We start from the raw sequence: 15,269 nt of genomic DNA, 5'->3' as shown, positions 1-15,269 counted from the left end.
TAAGATGACGGACGTGAGTGCGTTGGAGCTACGTATCCCCCACCGTTTGGCCCAGACCCGGTCCCGGTCAGGCCTGGCTTGGGTCCTGGCACCCTTGCCCTCCTTGGTCTCCGGGCCCCTCCTTTTTGGGGCTGCTGCCTGGGAAAGGGAAGTCTGGCTCCTGGTAGGGCTTACTGCCCTAGCCCACCTCCTCGCCTTCCTGGCCACGGAGCGGATGGCCCGCTACCCGGGGCAGGAGTCCTGGAGCCTGGCGGGCTTTAACCTATTGCTCTTTACGCTCTTCCTGGTGGCCGTTTTGGCCATGGGGCGGCTGTACTACTCCAGGAGCTACCTCCTTGCCGCCACCCTCCTGGCCTTCCTTCTTCTTCTCCTTTACCTGAGGGGTCTCCCTCCGATGAGGCTCGCCCTCCTCCCCGGGGGTGTGGCCGATGGCCTTCTTCGGGCCCTGGGCAGGGAGCTTCCCCCCTTGAGGGGCCTCGAGGGGGTGGAGGGGGTGGTGGCCGACCTGCACCGGCTGGACCCCAAAGTCCTTCCCCTCCTGGCCGAGGCCGCCTTCCGCGGCCTGCCCATCCTCCACGCCGCCAATGTGTACGAGGGCTACACGGGCCGGGTTCCCCTGGAGCTCGCCGAAGGGCTTTTTGCCCTGGCAGAGCGGGACCGGGGCCTTTACCCCCTTTTCAAGCGGGCCTGGGAGGTGGGGCTTGTGCTCCTCCTTTCTCCCCTCGCCCTCCTCGTGGGGTTCCTCGTGGCCCTGGCGGTCTACCTGGACCTGGGGAGGCCCGTCCTCTTCGCCCAGGAACGGGTAGGGCTTGGGGGGAGGGTGTTTAGGGTTTACAAGTTTCGCACCATGCGCGGTCTGCCCAGAGAGGGGCTCTATGCGGGAAGCGAGGCGGATAGGATTACGCCTTTGGGACGGTTTTTGAGGCGCTTTCGGCTTGACGAGCTGCCACAGCTTTGGAACGTACTCAGGGGAGACATGAGCTTAGTTGGGCCCAGACCTGAGCAAAAGGTCTTGGTGGATGCGTATTCCCAAGAAATGCCCCTGTATGCCCTGCGGCATGTCGTAAGGCCTGGGCTTACTGGATGGGCTCAGGTGCACCATGGTTATGCGGAGGGCAAGGATGGAGCCTGGGAGAAGCTCAGTTATGACCTCTACTATCTGAAGCATTTCTCCCTATGGCTTGACCTTCGGATTTTGGTGCGGACCATTTGGGTTGTCTTCACGGGCTTCGGTGCGAAGTAGTTGAGGGCAACGTTAACGCCTTCCTTGTCCCCCCTTTCGGATATTCAATGCATACCCCCTTGACAAGCCAAAGGAAAAGGGGGCGCTTGGTGAGCTGTGGAAGAACACCAGACGCCCCCTTCCATCCTACCCCTGCCCCTGGAGGAACTGGTCCCCCTGCTCCAGGCATGGCTCCAAGCCCGCTTGCCAGAAGGGGAGAGAAAACCCGGCAGGCCCAGGACCTTCTCCGACCTCAGCCTCTTTCTCTTCCACCTGGTCCGCGCCCTCCTGGGCTTCTCCAGCGAACGCATGCGCCGGGAACTGGCCCGCAACCCTAGGCTCCGCAAGCGCCTCGGTCTAGAGCGCGTTCCCTCCTCTGCCACCCTCAGCGAGCGGAGCCGGAAGCTACCCTGGCCCCTCCTGCGGGGAGGGAAGCGGGTGGGCCGGGGGAGGCGGGTGCTGGCCATGGACGCCACCCTTCTCCCCGCCCAGAGGTCGGATGGGGAGGCGGCTTGGGGCGTGGGCTCGGATGGGGGCTGGGTTTATGGGTACAAGCTCCACCTCCTCGTGGACCTGGACACGGGGGAGGTGCTGGCCCTACGGGTGACCCCGGCCTCATGGCACGACTCCCCGGTGGGGCGGGGGATGCTCTGGGGGGTGGAGAGGTTTCCTGGGGAGAAGCCCCCCGTGGTGGTGGCGGACGCGGCCTACGAGGGGGAAGCCAACTTTCGGTTGGCGAGGAGGCGAGGGATGCTTCTGGTGACGGGGCATAACCGGAGACGGGGAAGGCCAAAGGGGAGGGGGCGGCTTTTGAACCTGCGGCGGCGGGGGAGAGGTGCGTACCGGAGGCTTTTGGGGCGGCGGTGGGAGCTGGAGACGGTTTTTGGTCTGCTGAAGGGGCCGATGGGGCTGGTGGGGGCGGTGGGGAGGGTACGGGGGCTGAAGGCGGTGGCCCTGCAAGTGGAAGCTTGGGTGATGGCCTGGAGCGTGGTGGCCCAGCTTCTTGGGCAGGCGGGTCTGCCCATCACCCGGGTGTTGCGGGTGGTGGCGTGAGGTGAGTACGCAGGTGAATATCCGAAAAGGGGGCCGTGGTAAGATTAAGTCGTAAAGCCCCCCCCAGGCATCAGCCTCACGGGGGGGACGTTTACGCTCCGTTTACGGGGATGGGTTAGAATGGCTACCGGAGGTGAACCATGGCTAAGGAGGTGCGCTTTTCGCGGCTGGTCTGGCTGGCGCTGGGCCTAGCCATCCTGGCGTCCTGCCAGATGAACCCCTCGGGGTCCACTCCCCAGGCAGTCCAGGTGGCGGGGGTGGTGGGGGGCACGGAAACCAAGCCCACCCTTCTGGGCAAGCCTTTGGACCTGCAAGGAACATCCCTGACCAAGGAGGGGGAACCCTATGGCGGCTCGGTCCTGCCGGGCATGGTGGTGGTGGCTCAGGGAACCGACCAGGGAAACACCCTCCGCCTCCAGAGCCTCGAGGTGCAGGTAGAACTCAAAGGCCCCATCGCTGCCCTGGACGTGAACGCCGGAACCCTCACGGTCCTTGGCCAACAGGTCCTCACCGATGCCAACACCCGGATTTATGAAAAGGTGGGGGGTTCCTACCGCACCCTGCTCCTTTCCGATCTCGCAATAGGAGATGTGGTGGAGGTCCAGGGAACCGCTACAGAAACCGGCATCCTCGCCACTTATATTGAACGCCACCCCAGGGGAAACAACGAGGTGGGGCTGGACAACGAGGTGGAGCTGGAAGGCCGGGCCACCAACCTGGATGAGCCGGCCAAGCGCTTCACCCTGAACGGCTACACGGTGGACTACGGCCAAGCCCATGTGGTGGGAACCCCCAGGGAGGGGGTGTGGGTGGAGGTGAAGGGAACCCTTTCCGGTACCCTCATTCAGGCTACAAAGGTGGTGTTCAAGACCTCGGGGAACAACCAGTTCGGAGCCTCGAGGCGGGTGGAGCTGGAAGGACCCATCCTCGGGCTCGATCCCACCCAAAAGACCTTCCAGCTCCTTGGCTACACCGTGGACTATAGCGCCGCCAACGTGGTGGGCACTTTGGTCGACGGGGCCTACGTGGAGGCCAAGGGCCAGGTGGATGCCAACGACCCTACCCTCTTCCACGCCCAACTGGTGAAGGTAAAGTACCCCAAGAGCTACCCGGCCAAGGCGGAGGCCAAGGGAACGGTGAGCGCCATAGATCACCAGGGCAATACCTTCTCCCTGGGGAGCCTTGGCTTCTACGTGGACGCCAACACCGTCCTCAAACGCGATGACCCCGACGGCCCCATCGCCTTCGCCGACATCCAGGTGGGGGACTACGTGGAGGTGCAGTACGACCCCACCCGGACCGATGCCGACATGCGCTACTATGCCGTCAGGGTGGAGGTGAAAACCAACCAGGACGGCGAGGGGATGGAGGAGTGGGGGGGCCCAGTTTCCCACCTGGATGCCACCAGTTACACCTTCCAGCTACTGGGATACACCGTGACCACCACAGAGGCTACCCGCTTTGAGTGGCGCGACCAAACCTATAGCCGGGCGGACTTCTTCACCCTCTTGCAGAACGGAGACCGCGTGGAGGTAAAAGGGACTCTTTCCGGAACCACCATCGCCGCAGAGAAGGTGGAGCTTAAGGGCCGCTAGGCATAAGGACCTGGGGGCGGGGCCTTGAGCCCCGCCCCTTGCTTACGACCCGTTTACGCTTTGCTACCTTAAGGCGGTTAGTCGGCAGGTGACGGCGGTGGTGACGGCCTTTTCCTTTGTGGCCCAAGTTCTAGCCCGGGAGGGCTTGCCTCCCACCTGGGTGGCCAGGGTGGCAGCGTGAAGGGCCTCGGAGTGAATAACCGAAAGGGGGGCTTCCTTGTGATATGGTGGACCAGGTATGGTGGAAACCCCCGCTGATGAGCTTTCCCTCAGGGACATCCTAGAAACCTTGAAGCGCCAGTGGGTTTGGCTCCTTGCCCTGCCCGTGCTGTTGGGTGTTCTGGCTCTCATCTACGGGTTTTTCATCGCCGAGCCCACCTACGCCTCCACCGCCACCTTAAGCGTGGCCCCGGTGCAGGTGCAGGCCCAGCTGGAGCAAAGGATCCAGGTGCAGCAGGCTACCCCCATCACCTTTGAGGGGCTAAGGGCCCTGGCCCTTTCCGAGGAGACGGTGGGAGGGGTGTGGGAGGCCCTGCGGAAAGAGGGCAGGCTTCCCACCCGCTGGCAGGACCAGGGGAGCCTGCGGGGGATAGAGCGGATGATACGAGACCTGAAGGTCAAGGACATCTCCCCCAAGCTCCAGGCGGTCAATCCTAACCAGGTGCCCCCCGTCGTGGCCAGCTTCACCGTGAATGCCCCAGACCCCCAGGTGGCGGCCAAGGCGGCCAACCTCTGGGTGGAAGCGGTGCAAAGGCGGGTGAACGCCATACCCCTTGCCCGCCTCGAGGCCAGCCTTAAGGCCTTGGAGGAGCAGATCGCCCCCGCCGAGAAGGCCTACCGGGAGGCCCAGGCCCGCTGGGAGGCCTTCAGCAAAACCACCACCCTTGCGCAGGATAAGGCGGAGCTGGACGCCAAGACCGCGGAGCGGGTAAGCCTGGACCAGGAGCTTGCAGGGCTGGAGCGGGACCTGGCCGCCGTGCAGGGGCGCATCCAGGCCACCCTGGCCGAGGTGCGAAGGCAGGAGGCTATCGTGCCCATCGGAACGCCTCCCGAGCAGCTTGCCGTCATCAACAAACGTCTCCAGGAGGCCCAGGCGGCCCTCAAGCAGGAGGTGGAGAGGGCCCGCCAGGCCTATATGGCGGCGGCTAGGACCTTGGAGGCCTTCAAGGGCCGGGAGCAGATCCCCGTGTGGCAGGCCGAGCTTGGCGCCTACACGGAGGCCTACGCCTCCGCCCAGGCTCGCCTCATCGGCATTCAGAAGGACCTCGCCCAAAAAAGGGCCCTCCTCCAGGATGCCGAGGCCCGCCTGGCGGAGTACAAGGCCCAGCTCCCTAGCCTTTCCATAGAGAACCTGGTGGCGGGGATGACGGTGAGGGAGGCGGAGGCTTTGGTGGCGGAGCGCCTGAAGGAGGCGGATGCCCGCTTGAAGCAGGCGGAGGGGGCCTGGACGGAGTTCCAGCGGGCAAGCCAGCTGGAGGTGTGGAAGCGGCAGCTTGGGGGGTACGCCGACCGGGTGGCCTCTATCCGGCAGCGGCTGGAGAGCCTGACCACGGAGCGGGCCCTCAAGGAAACCCGCCTCCAGGAGGCGGAAAAGGAGCTCGCCAAGGAGCCCAGGCTCCTCACCCTGGAGCGCGAGATCACCGCCGACCCGGCGGTGGCCACGGTCATCGCCCAGGGGGGAAACCTCCAAGCCTTGCTGGGTCTAAAGCTCAAAAACCAGGAACTGAACCCCACGCACCAAAAGCTCCTCGGCACGGTTTTGGACCTTAGGGCGGACCTAGCGGCTTTGGATCGGGAGGAGGATGCCCTCAAGGGGGAGGAGGGGAAGCTTGCGCCCTTAGTGCAGGACCTGCAGCGGCGGATCGCCGAAGAAGAGTCGCGGCGGGCTAGGCTTCTCACCGAGCTGGAAACGGCGCGGGACATCTACAACGCCATTTACCGGTATGCGGAGGGTTTGAAGAAGCTTGCGGCCAGGCCGGACACGGTGCTCCGGGAGGTGAGCCCCGACGTCCTGGCTTACCGGGACCGGGTGGTAGGCCTGAGGGCGGAGATCGTGGGCCTCGAGGCGGAGGAGGCAGCCCTGAGGCGCAATCTGGCCGATCTGGACAGCCGGATTCGGGACCGTAAGGCCAAGCTGGCCGCTCAGGAGCGGGAAAAGGAGGCGATCACCCTAGAGTATGCCGCCAAGAAGGCGGCCTACGAGGCCTTCCGCGCCCGGTACGACCAAATCGCAAGCCTCACCGCCCGGGACCTCATCTTTGACAACCCTAACCCCGAGTACCAGCGCCTCCGGGGTGTCCTTATCGACGCCCAGGCCGAGGAGGCGAGGCTCCTTGCCCGCAAGGCGGCCCTGCAGGCCCGCATCGCCCAGGTGGAGGCCCGTCTCGGGCTCCTCAAGGACCGGGTGGCCAAGGCCCAGGTGGAGCAGGACACGGTGAACCAGGCCCTGGACCTGGCCAAGAACGCCTACCTGGCCCTCACCCAGAAGCGCACGGACCTGCAAATCCAGATCGCCAGCAACCAGGAGGCCTGGGCCTCGGTCCTGGCCCCTGCCTACCCTGTCTACGAGAAGGTGGCCCCCAAGCGGGGCCTCCTCTTGGCCTTGGCCTTAGCCTTGGGCCTCATGCTCGGGGTGATGGCCGCCTTCGTGGCGGAGGCCCTGAGGCCGCCCCGGGCGGAGGCAGCGGGGTAGGGGTTCCCCGCAAGGGGTGTAGGGTGAGAAGCCGGGTCAGTAGCAAGGGCCGGATAACGCTTCCCCAAAGGGTGAGGGAGGTTTTAGGGGTAGAGCCGGGGGGTGAGGTGGAGTTTGTAATCCGAGGCGGGCAAGTCTTCCTCCGGCCCAGGCAAGAGGTTCCCTTGGAGAACCTCTTCGGTCGGCTCAAGGTAAAGGTCGCCTACCCGGGAGAGGCGGCGGAAAGGGAGGCGCGGGCACAGGCATGGGTTCAAGGCCTGAGAGGCCACCCGTCTTCTTGAGGCTCTATTGAAGGAGTGGGCCGAGTTGGGTATAGTAGAAAGCCGGTAGCCCCTTCGGGGGCTTTGGGAAGGGGAAGCCATGTTCGCGATCGTCAAGACCGGTGGCAAGCAATACCGGGTGGAGCCTGGGCTGAAGCTTAGGGTGGAGAAGCTCGAGGCCGAGCCCGGAAGCGAGGTCACGCTTCCCGTCCTCCTCCTGGGGGGCGAGAAGACGGTGGTGGGGGCTCCCTTCGTGGAGGGGGCCAAGGTGGTGGCGGAGGTGCTCGCTCACGGCAAGGGCAAGAAGATCACCATCTCCCGCTTCAAGGCCAAGGTGCAGTACCGGAGGAAGAAGGGCCACCGCCAGCCCTACACGGAGATCCTCATCAAGGAGATTCAGGGGTGAGCCATGGCACATAAAAAGGGTTTGGGTTCCACCAAAAACGGCCGGGACTCCCAGGCCAAGCGCCTTGGGGTGAAGCGGTATGGGGGCCAGGTGGTGAGGGCCGGGAACATCCTGGTCCGCCAGCGGGGCACCCAGTTCAAACCCGGCAAGAACGTGGGCATGGGCCGGGACTTCACCCTCTTCGCCCTGGTGGACGGGGTGGTGGAGTTCCAGGATAAGGGGCGGCTGGGCCGCTACGTGCACGTGCGTCCCTTGGCGTAGACCCAAGGGACGGCTTGGATGTTCCGGGATGTCCTGACCATCACCGTCGCCGCCGGTAAGGGGGGCGACGGTGCCATTTCCTTCCGCCGGGAGAAGTTCGTGCCCAAGGGAGGTCCCGACGGGGGGGATGGGGGGCGCGGGGGTAGCGTCTACCTCCGGGCCAGGGGAAGCGTGGACTCCCTCTCGGAGCTTTCCAAGCGCACCTACAAGGCGGAGGACGGGGAGCACGGCAGGGGAAGCGGCCAGCACGGTCGGGCCGGGCAGGACCTTTACATAGAGGTGCCCCGGGGAACCCGGGTCTTCGATGCGGATACCGGAGAGCTTCTTGGGGACCTCACGGAGGAGGGCCAGGTCCTCCTGGTGGCCAAGGGGGGGGAGGGAGGCCGGGGGAACATGCACTTCGTCACCCCCACCCGCCAGGCTCCCCGGTTCGCCGAGGCGGGGGAGGAGGGGGAGAGGAGGAGGCTTCGCCTCGAGCTCATGCTCATCGCCGACGTGGGCCTGGTGGGCTACCCCAACGCCGGCAAGTCCAGCCTGCTTGCCGCCACCACCCGGGCCCATCCCAAGATCGCCCCCTACCCCTTCACCACCCTAAGCCCCCACCTGGGAGTGGTGGAGGTGGGGGAAGAGGAGGGGGAGCGCTTCACCCTGGCGGACATCCCCGGGATCATCGAGGGGGCAAGCCAGGGGAAGGGCCTGGGCCTGGAGTTCCTGCGCCACATCGCCCGCACCCGGGTGTTGCTCTACGTTCTGGACGCCGCCGAGGAGCCCTTAAAAACCTTCCGCACCCTGCGCAAGGAAATAGAGGCTTACGACCCCGCTCTCCTCAGGCGGCCTAGCCTCATCGCCTTGAACAAGGTGGACCTCCTCACCCCCAAGGAGGTGGAGGAGAGGGTGGCGGAGCTGGCCCAGGAGGGGCTTCCCGTCCTCCCGGTGAGCGCCCTCACGGGGGAGGGTTTGGCGACGTTGAAGGAAGCCCTCCTCAGCTTGGTGAAGGCCACCCCGGCCCCTGAGCTTCCCAGGCCAGCCCCCAGGGTTCTCGTGGAGGCAGGGGTGGAGGTGGTGCCCGTGGAGGAAGGAGTGTACGAGGTGCGCTCCCCTGCCCTGGAGCGGTACCTGAGCCGGCTCAAGGGGGATCTCTCCGAGGCGGCGGGCTACCTGCAGGAGGTCTTCCGGCGCCAGGGGGTGGAGGCGGCCCTCAAGGCCAAGGGGGTGCGGGCGGGGGATATCGTGCGGATTGCGGGGCGGGAGTTTGAGTACATCCCGGGGTAAAGGCGGCTTGACCACGGAGGTTGAACCTTGCGCATAGGCCTTTTCGGCGGGAGCTTCGATCCCATCCACCTGGGGCACCTTTGGGCGGCGGCGGAGGCCCGGGCAGCCTTGGGGCTGGACCTGGTCCTCTTTGTGGTGGCGGCCCGCCCCCCCCACAAGACCCCGGTGGCCCCGGCGGAGGCCCGCTACGAGATGGTCCTCCTGGCCACGGCGGAGGAGAAGGGGTTCTTGGCCTCGAGGCTGGAGCTGGACCGGCCGGGCCCAAGCTACACCGTGGACACCCTAAGGGAGGCCAGGAGGCTTTTCCCGGAGGATGAGCTCTTCTTCATCACCGGGGCCGATGCCTACCGGGATATCCTCACCTGGAAGGAAGGGCACCGGCTTCATGAGCTGGCCACCTTAGTGGCCGTGGCCCGGCCCGGCTACCCCTTGGAGGGGATGCCGGTGCCCGTGGTGCCTTTGCTGGTGCCCGAGGTGGGGATATCCAGCACGGAGATCCGGAGGCGGATCCGGGAAGGAGAGAGCATCCGCTTCTGGGTGCCCAGGCCCGTGGAGGTGTACCTTGAAAAGCACGGTCTCTACCGCTGAGCTGGAGGAGAGGGTAAAGGCCTTGGTCCGGCCGGAAAGGTGGGCGCACATCCAGAGGGTGGCGGCCCTGGCCCAGGAGATCGCCCTTAAAAACGGCCTGGATGGGGAGCGGGCTTACCTGGCGGGGCTTCTCCACGACGCCGCCCGGGACCTGGGGGAGGAGGAGCTCCTTAGACTGGCCCCCCCGGAGAACGAGGTGGAAAGGGCTCATCCCCTTTCCCTCCACGGCCGGGCGGCCCGGGTTCTGGCCGAGGCCTGGGGGGTAAAGGACGAGGAGGTTTTGGAGGCGGTGGAGGGGCACGTGTACGGGGTGGACCCCCAAAACGGCCTGGGCATGGCCCTCTACATCGCCGACATCTCCGAGCCCGGCCGGGGGGTGAACGAGGAGATCCGGGAGCTCGCCCTTTCGGGGAGACTCCTCGAGGCCTACCGCCTGGCGGTGGGGAACAAGGTGGCCTACCTCACCGCCAAGGGCATTCCCCTGCACCCTAAGACCCTGGCCGTGTACCGCCGCTTGCAGGATGCGCCCTAGGCTTTCCCTCCTCCTCCTTTCCCTGGCCCTTTTCGCCCTCGGGGGGGTGCTCTCCTGGCCGCGGCCGGGAGAGGAGGAAGGAATGCGGCCCAGGAGGGCTGGGGCCTTGCCCGAGATGGGGGTGGTGGTGGCGGCCCGGGACATCGAGTACTGCGGCTACCACACCCCATGCGGCCCGGGAAGCCGCACGGACACCATCTTCTACGTGCGCCTTAGGGGAGGGGAGGCCAGGGCCTTGGCCATTCCCCGGGACCTCTATAGCCCGGTGGTGGGGGGCAAGATCAACGCCGCCTACGCCCGGGGTGGGGCGGAGCTTTTTAAGCGGGCGGTGGCGGAGGCCACGGGCCTGGTGGTGGAAAGGCACCTCATCCTCACCCTGGAAAGCGTGGCCCGGGTGGTGGACGCCGTGGGGGGGGTGGAGGTCTACCTGGAGCGCCCCATGCGCTACACCGACCGGGCGGCGAGGCTTTTCATCGACTTCCCCGCGGGAAGGCTTCACCTAAACGGGGAGGAGGCGGTGAAGTACATGCGCTTCCGCCACGACGCCCTGGGGGATTATGCCCGGCTGGACCGCATCAAGGGGGTGGTATCCCAGGTGCTCAAGAAGGCCCAGGACCCCCGCACCTGGCCGGCCTTGGCCCTGGCCCTAAGGGAGGCCTGGCGGGAGCTGGACACCGATCTTTCCCTGGATGAGGTTTTGGCCTATCTGCCCGGGGTCCAGGGCCTGAGGCTTTCCGTGGCCACCCTGCCCACCCGCGAGGGGAGGGGGACCTTCCTCCTGGTGGACGAGGAAGCCCGGGCCCAGGTCCTGGCCCAATGGATGGGGATGGCCCTGCCTTCCTCTCCGCCCCAAGTGCCCGTGCGCCTAAAGGGGGAAAGGAGCCTGATCCTTTGGGGCCAAGCCCTTCTTGCCCGGGAGGGAATCGAGGCCCAGGTGGAGGAGGCGGAGGTGGCGCAGAGCGCGGTCTACACCAAGGACCTCGAGGCCGGAAGCTACTTCGCCGAGCTTTTCCACCTGCCCCTTCTTGCGCCCCACGGGCCGGTTCCCGGGGTGGTGGTGGAGCTCGGGCGGGACCTGGTACAATAGGGGTAGATGGTAAAGACCCTCGGTCAGCACGAAGGGCTAGATTTGCGTAAGCAAGAGGCAGTGGAGCTGGTAGCGAGGATCAAGGATCTCCTTTGGGAAAAGAAAGCGGAAAAGGTGGTGGCCCTGGACCTGAGGGCGGTTTCGGAAAGCCTGGACTACTTCGTCCTAGCCAGCGCCACCAGCACCCCCCATCTTCAGGCCCTGGAGCGCCACGTGCAGGAGAAGCTGGAGGAGGAGGGGCTTCGCCCCAGGCCCACGGAGGGGCAGAGCCCCCGCTGGGTGGTCCTGGACTACGGGGAGGTGGTGGTCCACCTCATGACCCCTGAGGCCCGGGAGTACTACGACCTGGAGGGGTTCTGGGCGGACGCCGAGAGGATATGAGGACCCAGGCCCTGCGCCTAGTCCAGGGCCGAGTAGATGGCTTCTAGGTCCAAGGACATGTCCAGGCAGGGCAGGGGCACCTGGCCGCCGGCGTAGCGCTTCAGGCTGAAGCCCTTCCCCTCGCGGAAATACCCTTCGAGGCCCTTCCTTTCCGGGTCCAGGAGCAGATAGGCCTGGAGGCTTTCCAGATTCAGATAGGCCCGCATCTTCTCCCAGCGGTCCTGGGCCTCCGTGGAAGGGGAGAGGACCTCCAGGACCAGGCAGGGGCGTTCTTCCAAAAAGGGGTTTTCCCCTGGAGGGCCGCAAACCACCATGAGATCGGGGTAGTAGACGGTGTCGGGGGCCACCTTGAGCTTAAAGGTTTCCGCATGGACCCGGCACCCCTTTTCCCGGGCCCGGGGGAAAAGGGCCGCCACCAGGGCCACCACCAGGAGGTTGTGGCGGCGGCTGGCCCCGGCCATGGCTCTCGGGAAGCCCCGGACCAGCTCGTGGCGCACAGGGCTTCGGGCCTCCTCCTCCAGGTAGGCCTCGAGGGTCAGGGGGCGCTGGACTTCCGCGGGCTCGGCCATCTGCCCTCATTTTATCCGGGGTGGGGCTAAAGGCCCCATGATGAAGCGCTGGAAGAGGAGGTAAAACCCCAGGTAGACGAGGAGCTGGAACCACATGCTCTGGGCCCAGGCAAGGCCCAGGACACCGGTAAACAGGATGAGGAAGGTGGCCGCCACCATAACCAAGGTGGTGCGGAGGAAGACCCCGGGAAAGTATTTAAGGGCTTCCCGAAAGGTCTTGGGCCGCCTTTCCTCCCATTCCTTCAGGGCTTTCTTCTTGAGCTTTTCCTCGCGCTTCTTCTTGCCCACGGGGAAAGTATACTGAGCCCCGTGAAGGTGGCGCACACCGTGGCCGAGTTAAGGCAGGCCCTCCCCCGGGAGGGGGTGGGGTTTGTCCCCACCATGGGCTACCTCCACCGGGGGCACCTGGCCCTGGTGGAAAGGGCCCGGAAGGAGAACCCCTTTGTGGTGGTCTCCATCTTCGTGAACCCCCTGCAGTTTGGCCCTGGGGAGGACTACCACCGCTACCCCAGGGATCTGAAGCGGGACCAGACCCTTTTGGAGGAGGCGGGGGTGGACCTCCTCTTCGCCCCCAGCGTGGAGGAGATGTACCCGGCGGGCTTCTCCACCTGGGTCAGCGTGGAGGGTCCCCTCACGGCCCTTTGGGAGGGGGCGGTGCGCCCCGGTCACTTTCAGGGGGTGGCCACGGTGGTGGCCAGGCTTTTCCTCCTGGTGGGGCCAAGCCGGGCCTACTTCGGGGAGAAGGATTACCAGCAGCTTCTGGTGGTCCGCAAGATGGTCCGGGACATGGGCTTTCCCCTGGAGGTGGTGGGGGTGCCCACGGTGCGGGAGGAGGATGGGCTGGCCCTGTCCAGCCGCAACGTGTACCTTTCCCCGGAAAGGCGCAAGGAGGCCACGGTGCTTTACCGGGCCCTTTTGGCCATGCGGGAAGCGGCCCTAAGGGGTGAGGGTGTGGCCGAGGCCTTGGAAAGGGGTGAGGAAGTGCTTAGGGAAGCTCCGGAGTTTCGGCCAGACTATTTGGCCATCGTCCACCCCCAAACCCTTTTGCCCCTTTCCCGCTTTGTGCCCGGAGCCAGGGGGATCGTGGCCGGCCGCTTTCCCGAGGTGCGCTTGATCGACAACCTAGAGGTCCATCCATGAGCGAGGAGAAGGGCTCCGAAGGGGCTAGGTCGGCTAGGGAGGCTTCTTCCCAGGAGGGCAGGCACAGCCTTTTGGAGATGTTCAAGGCCATGGTCCAGGCCCGGGCCTCGGATATCCACCTGCAGGCCGGGGCTCCCCCCGTGATCCGGGTGGACGGCAAGCTGAAGCCCTTCGGCAACCGCCCCCTATCCCCCAAGGACACGGAGGCCATCGCCAAAGCCCTCCTCACCCCGGAGCAATGGGAGGAGATGGAGTACCGCAAGGAGCTGGACTTCGCCTACACCATCCCCGGGGTGGCCCGCTTCCGCTGCAACCTCCTGAGGCAGAGGGGAAGCTTCGGTCTGGTGATGCGGGTGGTTTCCGAGGTCATCCCCAGCTTTGAGGCCCTGGGCCTGCCCCGGGAGGTGATGGAGGGGCTGGCGGCCAAGGAGCGGGGGCTCATCCTGGTGACGGGTCCTACCGGAAGTGGCAAAAGCACCACCTTGGCTGCCATCATCGACCACATCAACCTGCACTACGCCAAGAACATCATCACCATAGAGGACCCCATAGAGTTCTTGCACAAGCACAAGAAGAGCCTGGTGGTCCAGCGGGAGGTGGGGCTGGACACGGATAGCTTCTATTCGGGCATCAAGTACGCCATGCGCCAGGACCCGGACGTGATCCTCATCGGGGAGATGCGGGACAAGGAGACGGTGGAGGCCGCCCTCATGGCGGCCCAGACCGGGCACCTGGTGCTTTCCACCCTGCACACCCTGGACGCGGGGCGGACCATCAACCGCATCATCGAGTTCTTCCCCTTGCACGAGCACCAGCAGGTGCGCATCCTTCTTTCAGAATCCCTTCTCGGCATCCTCTCCCAGCGCCTCCTCCCCCGGGCGGACGGGAAGGGGAGGGTGTTGGCCCTCGAGGTTCTCATCGCCACGCCCTACGTGCGGGAGCTCATCAAGGATGAGGACAAGACCCCCCAGATCAAGGAGGCCATGATGGAGGGCTCCATTCACGGGATGCGCACCTTTGACCAGCATTTGGTGGAGCTCTACACCCAGGGGCTCATCTCCCTGGAGGATGCCCTCTCCGCCGCCACCAGCCCCCACGAGTTCAGGCTCCTCCTCACCAAGGCCACGGGACAGGCGTACTGAGAAGGTGGCTTAGAGAAAAGTGGGGGTGTGGGGGAGCTATAATCCCCCGGTTTTCAAACCGGGGATACATGGACTCCCCCACGTCCACCACAGGTGGACACGGATTTGGTACAATGTTCTTGGGGGCAAAGTTCCCCGTGGACCTTGAAACTTGGAGTAGGGGGTTCCATCGGGTAGTCCGATGGGTAAAACTCCAAACGAACACCCGTGGCAGAGCCAGAAGCATTGCGCTCGCCTGCCGATACGGAGTCAAGGTCTTTCTGGGCCCGGACGGGGCCTTCGGGGGAAACCCCGAGAAGCCCCGGACTTTAGTCCGGGGAGTCGTCACGACTTTAAGAGGAGGAGGTTAAGGCCCGGGAAACGGAGAAAGTCCTGGTCAAAGGTAACCAGTCGGTATCCCCCGGCAAGGGCAAAGGCAGCCAGATAGGCGTCGGTCCAATGACGGTAGCCAAAACCCTGGGCCACCAAGAAGGACAAGGCGTCTTCCAAACCCTCAGGCTCCTCCACCACGGGAACGCCCGCGGGGCCCCGTAGCTCCCGGTAGACACCCCACCTCCAGGGGCTTTCCTCCCATGGCCTTTGGGTTGGTGAGGAGGCGCAAAAGCCCCAAGGCGGTCACGCGGACCAGGACAGGTTCCGCGGCTACCCCCCAGTAGCGCTGGGCCTCGGGGTGAAAGGGATGCTCCGGCACCAAGAGGGCGAACCAAAGGTTAAGGTCCGGGAGGTCCATCCTCTAAAAGCTCCCAAAGTTCTGTCCCCGTCCAGGAGGGAATCTGGCGGCCAGCCGGGGGGATCTTGGGTAAAGGACGGGGCTGGCGCTGGGCCTGGCGGCGAAGGCCCTCCTCCAGGTAGCGGATCACCAGCTCCCGTAGGGTTTTCCCCTCCTTGGCTGCCTGGAGTTTGAGGTGGCGGTACAGTGGGTCAGGGAGGTCCAGGGTGGTGCGCATAAAAGCATATTAGAGAAAAGAGGGGGTGTGGGGGAGCTATAATCCCCCGGTTTTTAAACCGGGGATACATGGACTCCTCCACGTGCTCCGAAGGAGCACATAGCATAGTGGGCAGCGGATAT

At 65.3% G+C, this 15,269-nt stretch carries 19 protein-coding genes; 14 read left to right on the top strand and 5 right to left on the bottom strand.

Features of this window, described 5'->3' with window-relative positions:
* Positions 1-4 precede the first annotated feature (4 nt).
* The 12 genes from MI302_RS10665 to rsfS all read left to right on the top strand — a co-directional run bounded on the left by MI302_RS10665 (position 5) and on the right by rsfS (position 11,349).
* The gene (locus MI302_RS10665) at positions 5-1,243 is read left to right on the top strand and encodes a sugar transferase (protein WP_239725764.1); all 1,239 of its coding nucleotides are present in this window, start codon (positions 5-7) and stop codon (positions 1,241-1,243) included.
* A 96-nt stretch (positions 1,244-1,339) separates the two neighbouring features.
* The gene (locus MI302_RS10660; protein WP_239725638.1) at positions 1,340-2,275 is read left to right on the top strand and encodes a transposase; all 936 of its coding nucleotides are present in this window, start codon (positions 1,340-1,342) and stop codon (positions 2,273-2,275) included.
* A 140-nt stretch (positions 2,276-2,415) separates the two neighbouring features.
* Positions 2,416-3,870 (top strand): DUF5666 domain-containing protein, encoded by a 1,455-nt coding sequence (locus tag MI302_RS10655; RefSeq protein ID WP_239725763.1) that lies wholly within the window; start codon positions 2,416-2,418, stop codon positions 3,868-3,870.
* Positions 3,871-4,108: 238 nt separating this feature from the next.
* Positions 4,109-6,562, top strand: coding sequence for a Wzz/FepE/Etk N-terminal domain-containing protein (locus MI302_RS10650; protein WP_239725762.1), 2,454 nt, complete (start codon positions 4,109-4,111; stop codon positions 6,560-6,562).
* A 23-nt stretch (positions 6,563-6,585) separates the two neighbouring features.
* Positions 6,586-6,843, top strand: a complete 258-nt coding sequence (locus MI302_RS10645; protein WP_370687343.1) for an AbrB/MazE/SpoVT family DNA-binding domain-containing protein — start codon at positions 6,586-6,588, stop codon at positions 6,841-6,843.
* 79 nt (positions 6,844-6,922) lie between these two features.
* Positions 6,923-7,228 (top strand): 50S ribosomal protein L21, encoded by a 306-nt coding sequence (gene rplU, locus MI302_RS10640; RefSeq protein ID WP_015716230.1) that lies wholly within the window; start codon positions 6,923-6,925, stop codon positions 7,226-7,228.
* Between the two features lie 3 nt (positions 7,229-7,231).
* Positions 7,232-7,489 carry a 50S ribosomal protein L27 gene (gene rpmA / locus MI302_RS10635; RefSeq protein WP_015716231.1) on the top strand — a complete coding sequence of 86 codons (258 nt, stop codon included), beginning with the start codon at positions 7,232-7,234 and terminating at the stop codon, positions 7,487-7,489.
* A gap of 18 nt (positions 7,490-7,507) precedes the next feature.
* Positions 7,508-8,761, top strand: coding sequence for a GTPase ObgE (gene obgE, locus MI302_RS10630; protein ID WP_239725760.1), 1,254 nt, complete (start codon positions 7,508-7,510; stop codon positions 8,759-8,761).
* Positions 8,762-8,788: 27 nt separating this feature from the next.
* Entirely contained in the window at positions 8,789-9,349 is a 561-nt protein-coding gene (nadD, locus tag MI302_RS10625; RefSeq protein WP_239725759.1) for a nicotinate-nucleotide adenylyltransferase, read from the top strand.
* Positions 9,324-9,881 carry a bis(5'-nucleosyl)-tetraphosphatase (symmetrical) YqeK gene (gene yqeK / locus MI302_RS10620; RefSeq protein ID WP_126212742.1) on the top strand — a complete coding sequence of 186 codons (558 nt, stop codon included), beginning with the start codon at positions 9,324-9,326 and terminating at the stop codon, positions 9,879-9,881. Before nadD ends, yqeK begins: the two co-directional genes overlap by 26 nt.
* Complete coding sequence (locus MI302_RS10615) at positions 9,871-10,968, top strand: LCP family protein (RefSeq protein WP_038030764.1); 1,098 nt, start codon at positions 9,871-9,873, stop codon at positions 10,966-10,968. Before yqeK ends, MI302_RS10615 begins: the two co-directional genes overlap by 11 nt.
* A 6-nt stretch (positions 10,969-10,974) precedes the next feature.
* Positions 10,975-11,349, top strand: a complete 375-nt coding sequence (rsfS, locus tag MI302_RS10610) for a ribosome silencing factor (RefSeq protein WP_015716236.1) — start codon at positions 10,975-10,977, stop codon at positions 11,347-11,349.
* A 17-nt stretch (positions 11,350-11,366) separates the two neighbouring features.
* Here the strand turns inward: rsfS and MI302_RS10605 are convergent, their stop codons facing one another.
* Both MI302_RS10605 and MI302_RS10600 read right to left on the bottom strand, forming a co-directional pair.
* Positions 11,367-11,918, bottom strand: a complete 552-nt coding sequence (locus tag MI302_RS10605; RefSeq protein ID WP_015716237.1) for a Uma2 family endonuclease — start codon at positions 11,916-11,918, stop codon at positions 11,367-11,369.
* Between the two features lie 6 nt (positions 11,919-11,924).
* Positions 11,925-12,206, bottom strand: coding sequence for a hypothetical protein (locus tag MI302_RS10600; protein ID WP_239725758.1), 282 nt, complete (start codon positions 12,204-12,206; stop codon positions 11,925-11,927).
* A gap of 21 nt (positions 12,207-12,227) precedes the next feature.
* Between MI302_RS10600 and panC the strand changes: the two genes are divergently transcribed.
* Both panC and MI302_RS10590 read left to right on the top strand, forming a co-directional pair.
* Positions 12,228-13,058: a pantoate--beta-alanine ligase gene (gene panC / locus MI302_RS10595; RefSeq protein WP_239725757.1), complete on the top strand. Its 831-nt coding sequence runs from the start codon at positions 12,228-12,230 to the stop codon at positions 13,056-13,058.
* Positions 13,055-14,200, top strand: a complete 1,146-nt coding sequence (locus MI302_RS10590; RefSeq protein ID WP_239725756.1) for a type IV pilus twitching motility protein PilT — start codon at positions 13,055-13,057, stop codon at positions 14,198-14,200. The genes panC and MI302_RS10590 overlap by 4 nt, the downstream gene beginning before the upstream one ends.
* 324 nt (positions 14,201-14,524) lie before the next feature.
* Here the strand turns inward: MI302_RS10590 and MI302_RS10585 are convergent, their stop codons facing one another.
* Genes MI302_RS10585 through MI302_RS10575 form a run of 3 tightly spaced genes read right to left on the bottom strand, consistent with a single transcriptional unit; the run spans position 14,525 to position 15,147 of the window.
* A complete protein-coding gene (locus MI302_RS10585) occupies positions 14,525-14,689 on the bottom strand; it encodes a PIN domain-containing protein (RefSeq protein ID WP_239725755.1) in 165 nt (54 codons plus the stop codon).
* Between the two features lie 4 nt (positions 14,690-14,693).
* Positions 14,694-14,930, bottom strand: a complete 237-nt coding sequence (locus MI302_RS10580) for a hypothetical protein (RefSeq protein ID WP_239725754.1) — start codon at positions 14,928-14,930, stop codon at positions 14,694-14,696.
* On the bottom strand, positions 14,911-15,147 hold the full coding sequence (locus tag MI302_RS10575) for a hypothetical protein (protein ID WP_019551189.1): 237 nt from the start codon (positions 15,145-15,147) through the stop codon (positions 14,911-14,913). Before MI302_RS10575 ends, MI302_RS10580 begins: the two co-directional genes overlap by 20 nt.
* Positions 15,148-15,269 lie beyond the last annotated feature (122 nt).

It is taken from the genome of Thermus sp. NEB1569 (assembly GCF_022385295.1).
GTDB lineage: Bacteria > Deinococcota > Deinococci > Deinococcales > Thermaceae > Thermus > Thermus scotoductus.
The sequence above is the reverse complement of the archived record's forward strand: the minus strand, read 5'-3'. Positions and strand labels throughout refer to the sequence as shown.

Excerpts from the sequence above, each read along its gene's own strand:
- MI302_RS10590 (WP_239725756.1), top strand. The coding sequence starts at position 13,055 with ATGAGCGAGGAGAAGGGCTCCGAAGGGGCTAGGTCGGCTAGGGAGGCT.
- MI302_RS10575 (WP_019551189.1), bottom strand. The coding sequence starts at position 15,147 with ATGCGCACCACCCTGGACCTCCCTGACCCACTGTACCGCCACCTCAAA.
- MI302_RS10650 (WP_239725762.1), top strand. The coding sequence starts at position 4,109 with ATGGTGGAAACCCCCGCTGATGAGCTTTCCCTCAGGGACATCCTAGAA.
- MI302_RS10655 (WP_239725763.1), top strand. The coding sequence starts at position 2,416 with ATGGCTAAGGAGGTGCGCTTTTCGCGGCTGGTCTGGCTGGCGCTGGGC.
- MI302_RS10665 (WP_239725764.1), top strand. The coding sequence starts at position 5 with ATGACGGACGTGAGTGCGTTGGAGCTACGTATCCCCCACCGTTTGGCC.
- rplU (WP_015716230.1), top strand. The coding sequence starts at position 6,923 with ATGTTCGCGATCGTCAAGACCGGTGGCAAGCAATACCGGGTGGAGCCT.
- MI302_RS10615 (WP_038030764.1), top strand. The coding sequence starts at position 9,871 with ATGCGCCCTAGGCTTTCCCTCCTCCTCCTTTCCCTGGCCCTTTTCGCC.
- MI302_RS10605 (WP_015716237.1), bottom strand. The coding sequence starts at position 11,918 with ATGGCCGAGCCCGCGGAAGTCCAGCGCCCCCTGACCCTCGAGGCCTAC.
- obgE (WP_239725760.1), top strand. The coding sequence starts at position 7,508 with ATGTTCCGGGATGTCCTGACCATCACCGTCGCCGCCGGTAAGGGGGGC.
- rpmA (WP_015716231.1), top strand. The coding sequence starts at position 7,232 with ATGGCACATAAAAAGGGTTTGGGTTCCACCAAAAACGGCCGGGACTCC.
- MI302_RS10580 (WP_239725754.1), bottom strand. The coding sequence starts at position 14,930 with ATGGACCTCCCGGACCTTAACCTTTGGTTCGCCCTCTTGGTGCCGGAG.
- rsfS (WP_015716236.1), top strand. The coding sequence starts at position 10,975 with ATGGTAAAGACCCTCGGTCAGCACGAAGGGCTAGATTTGCGTAAGCAA.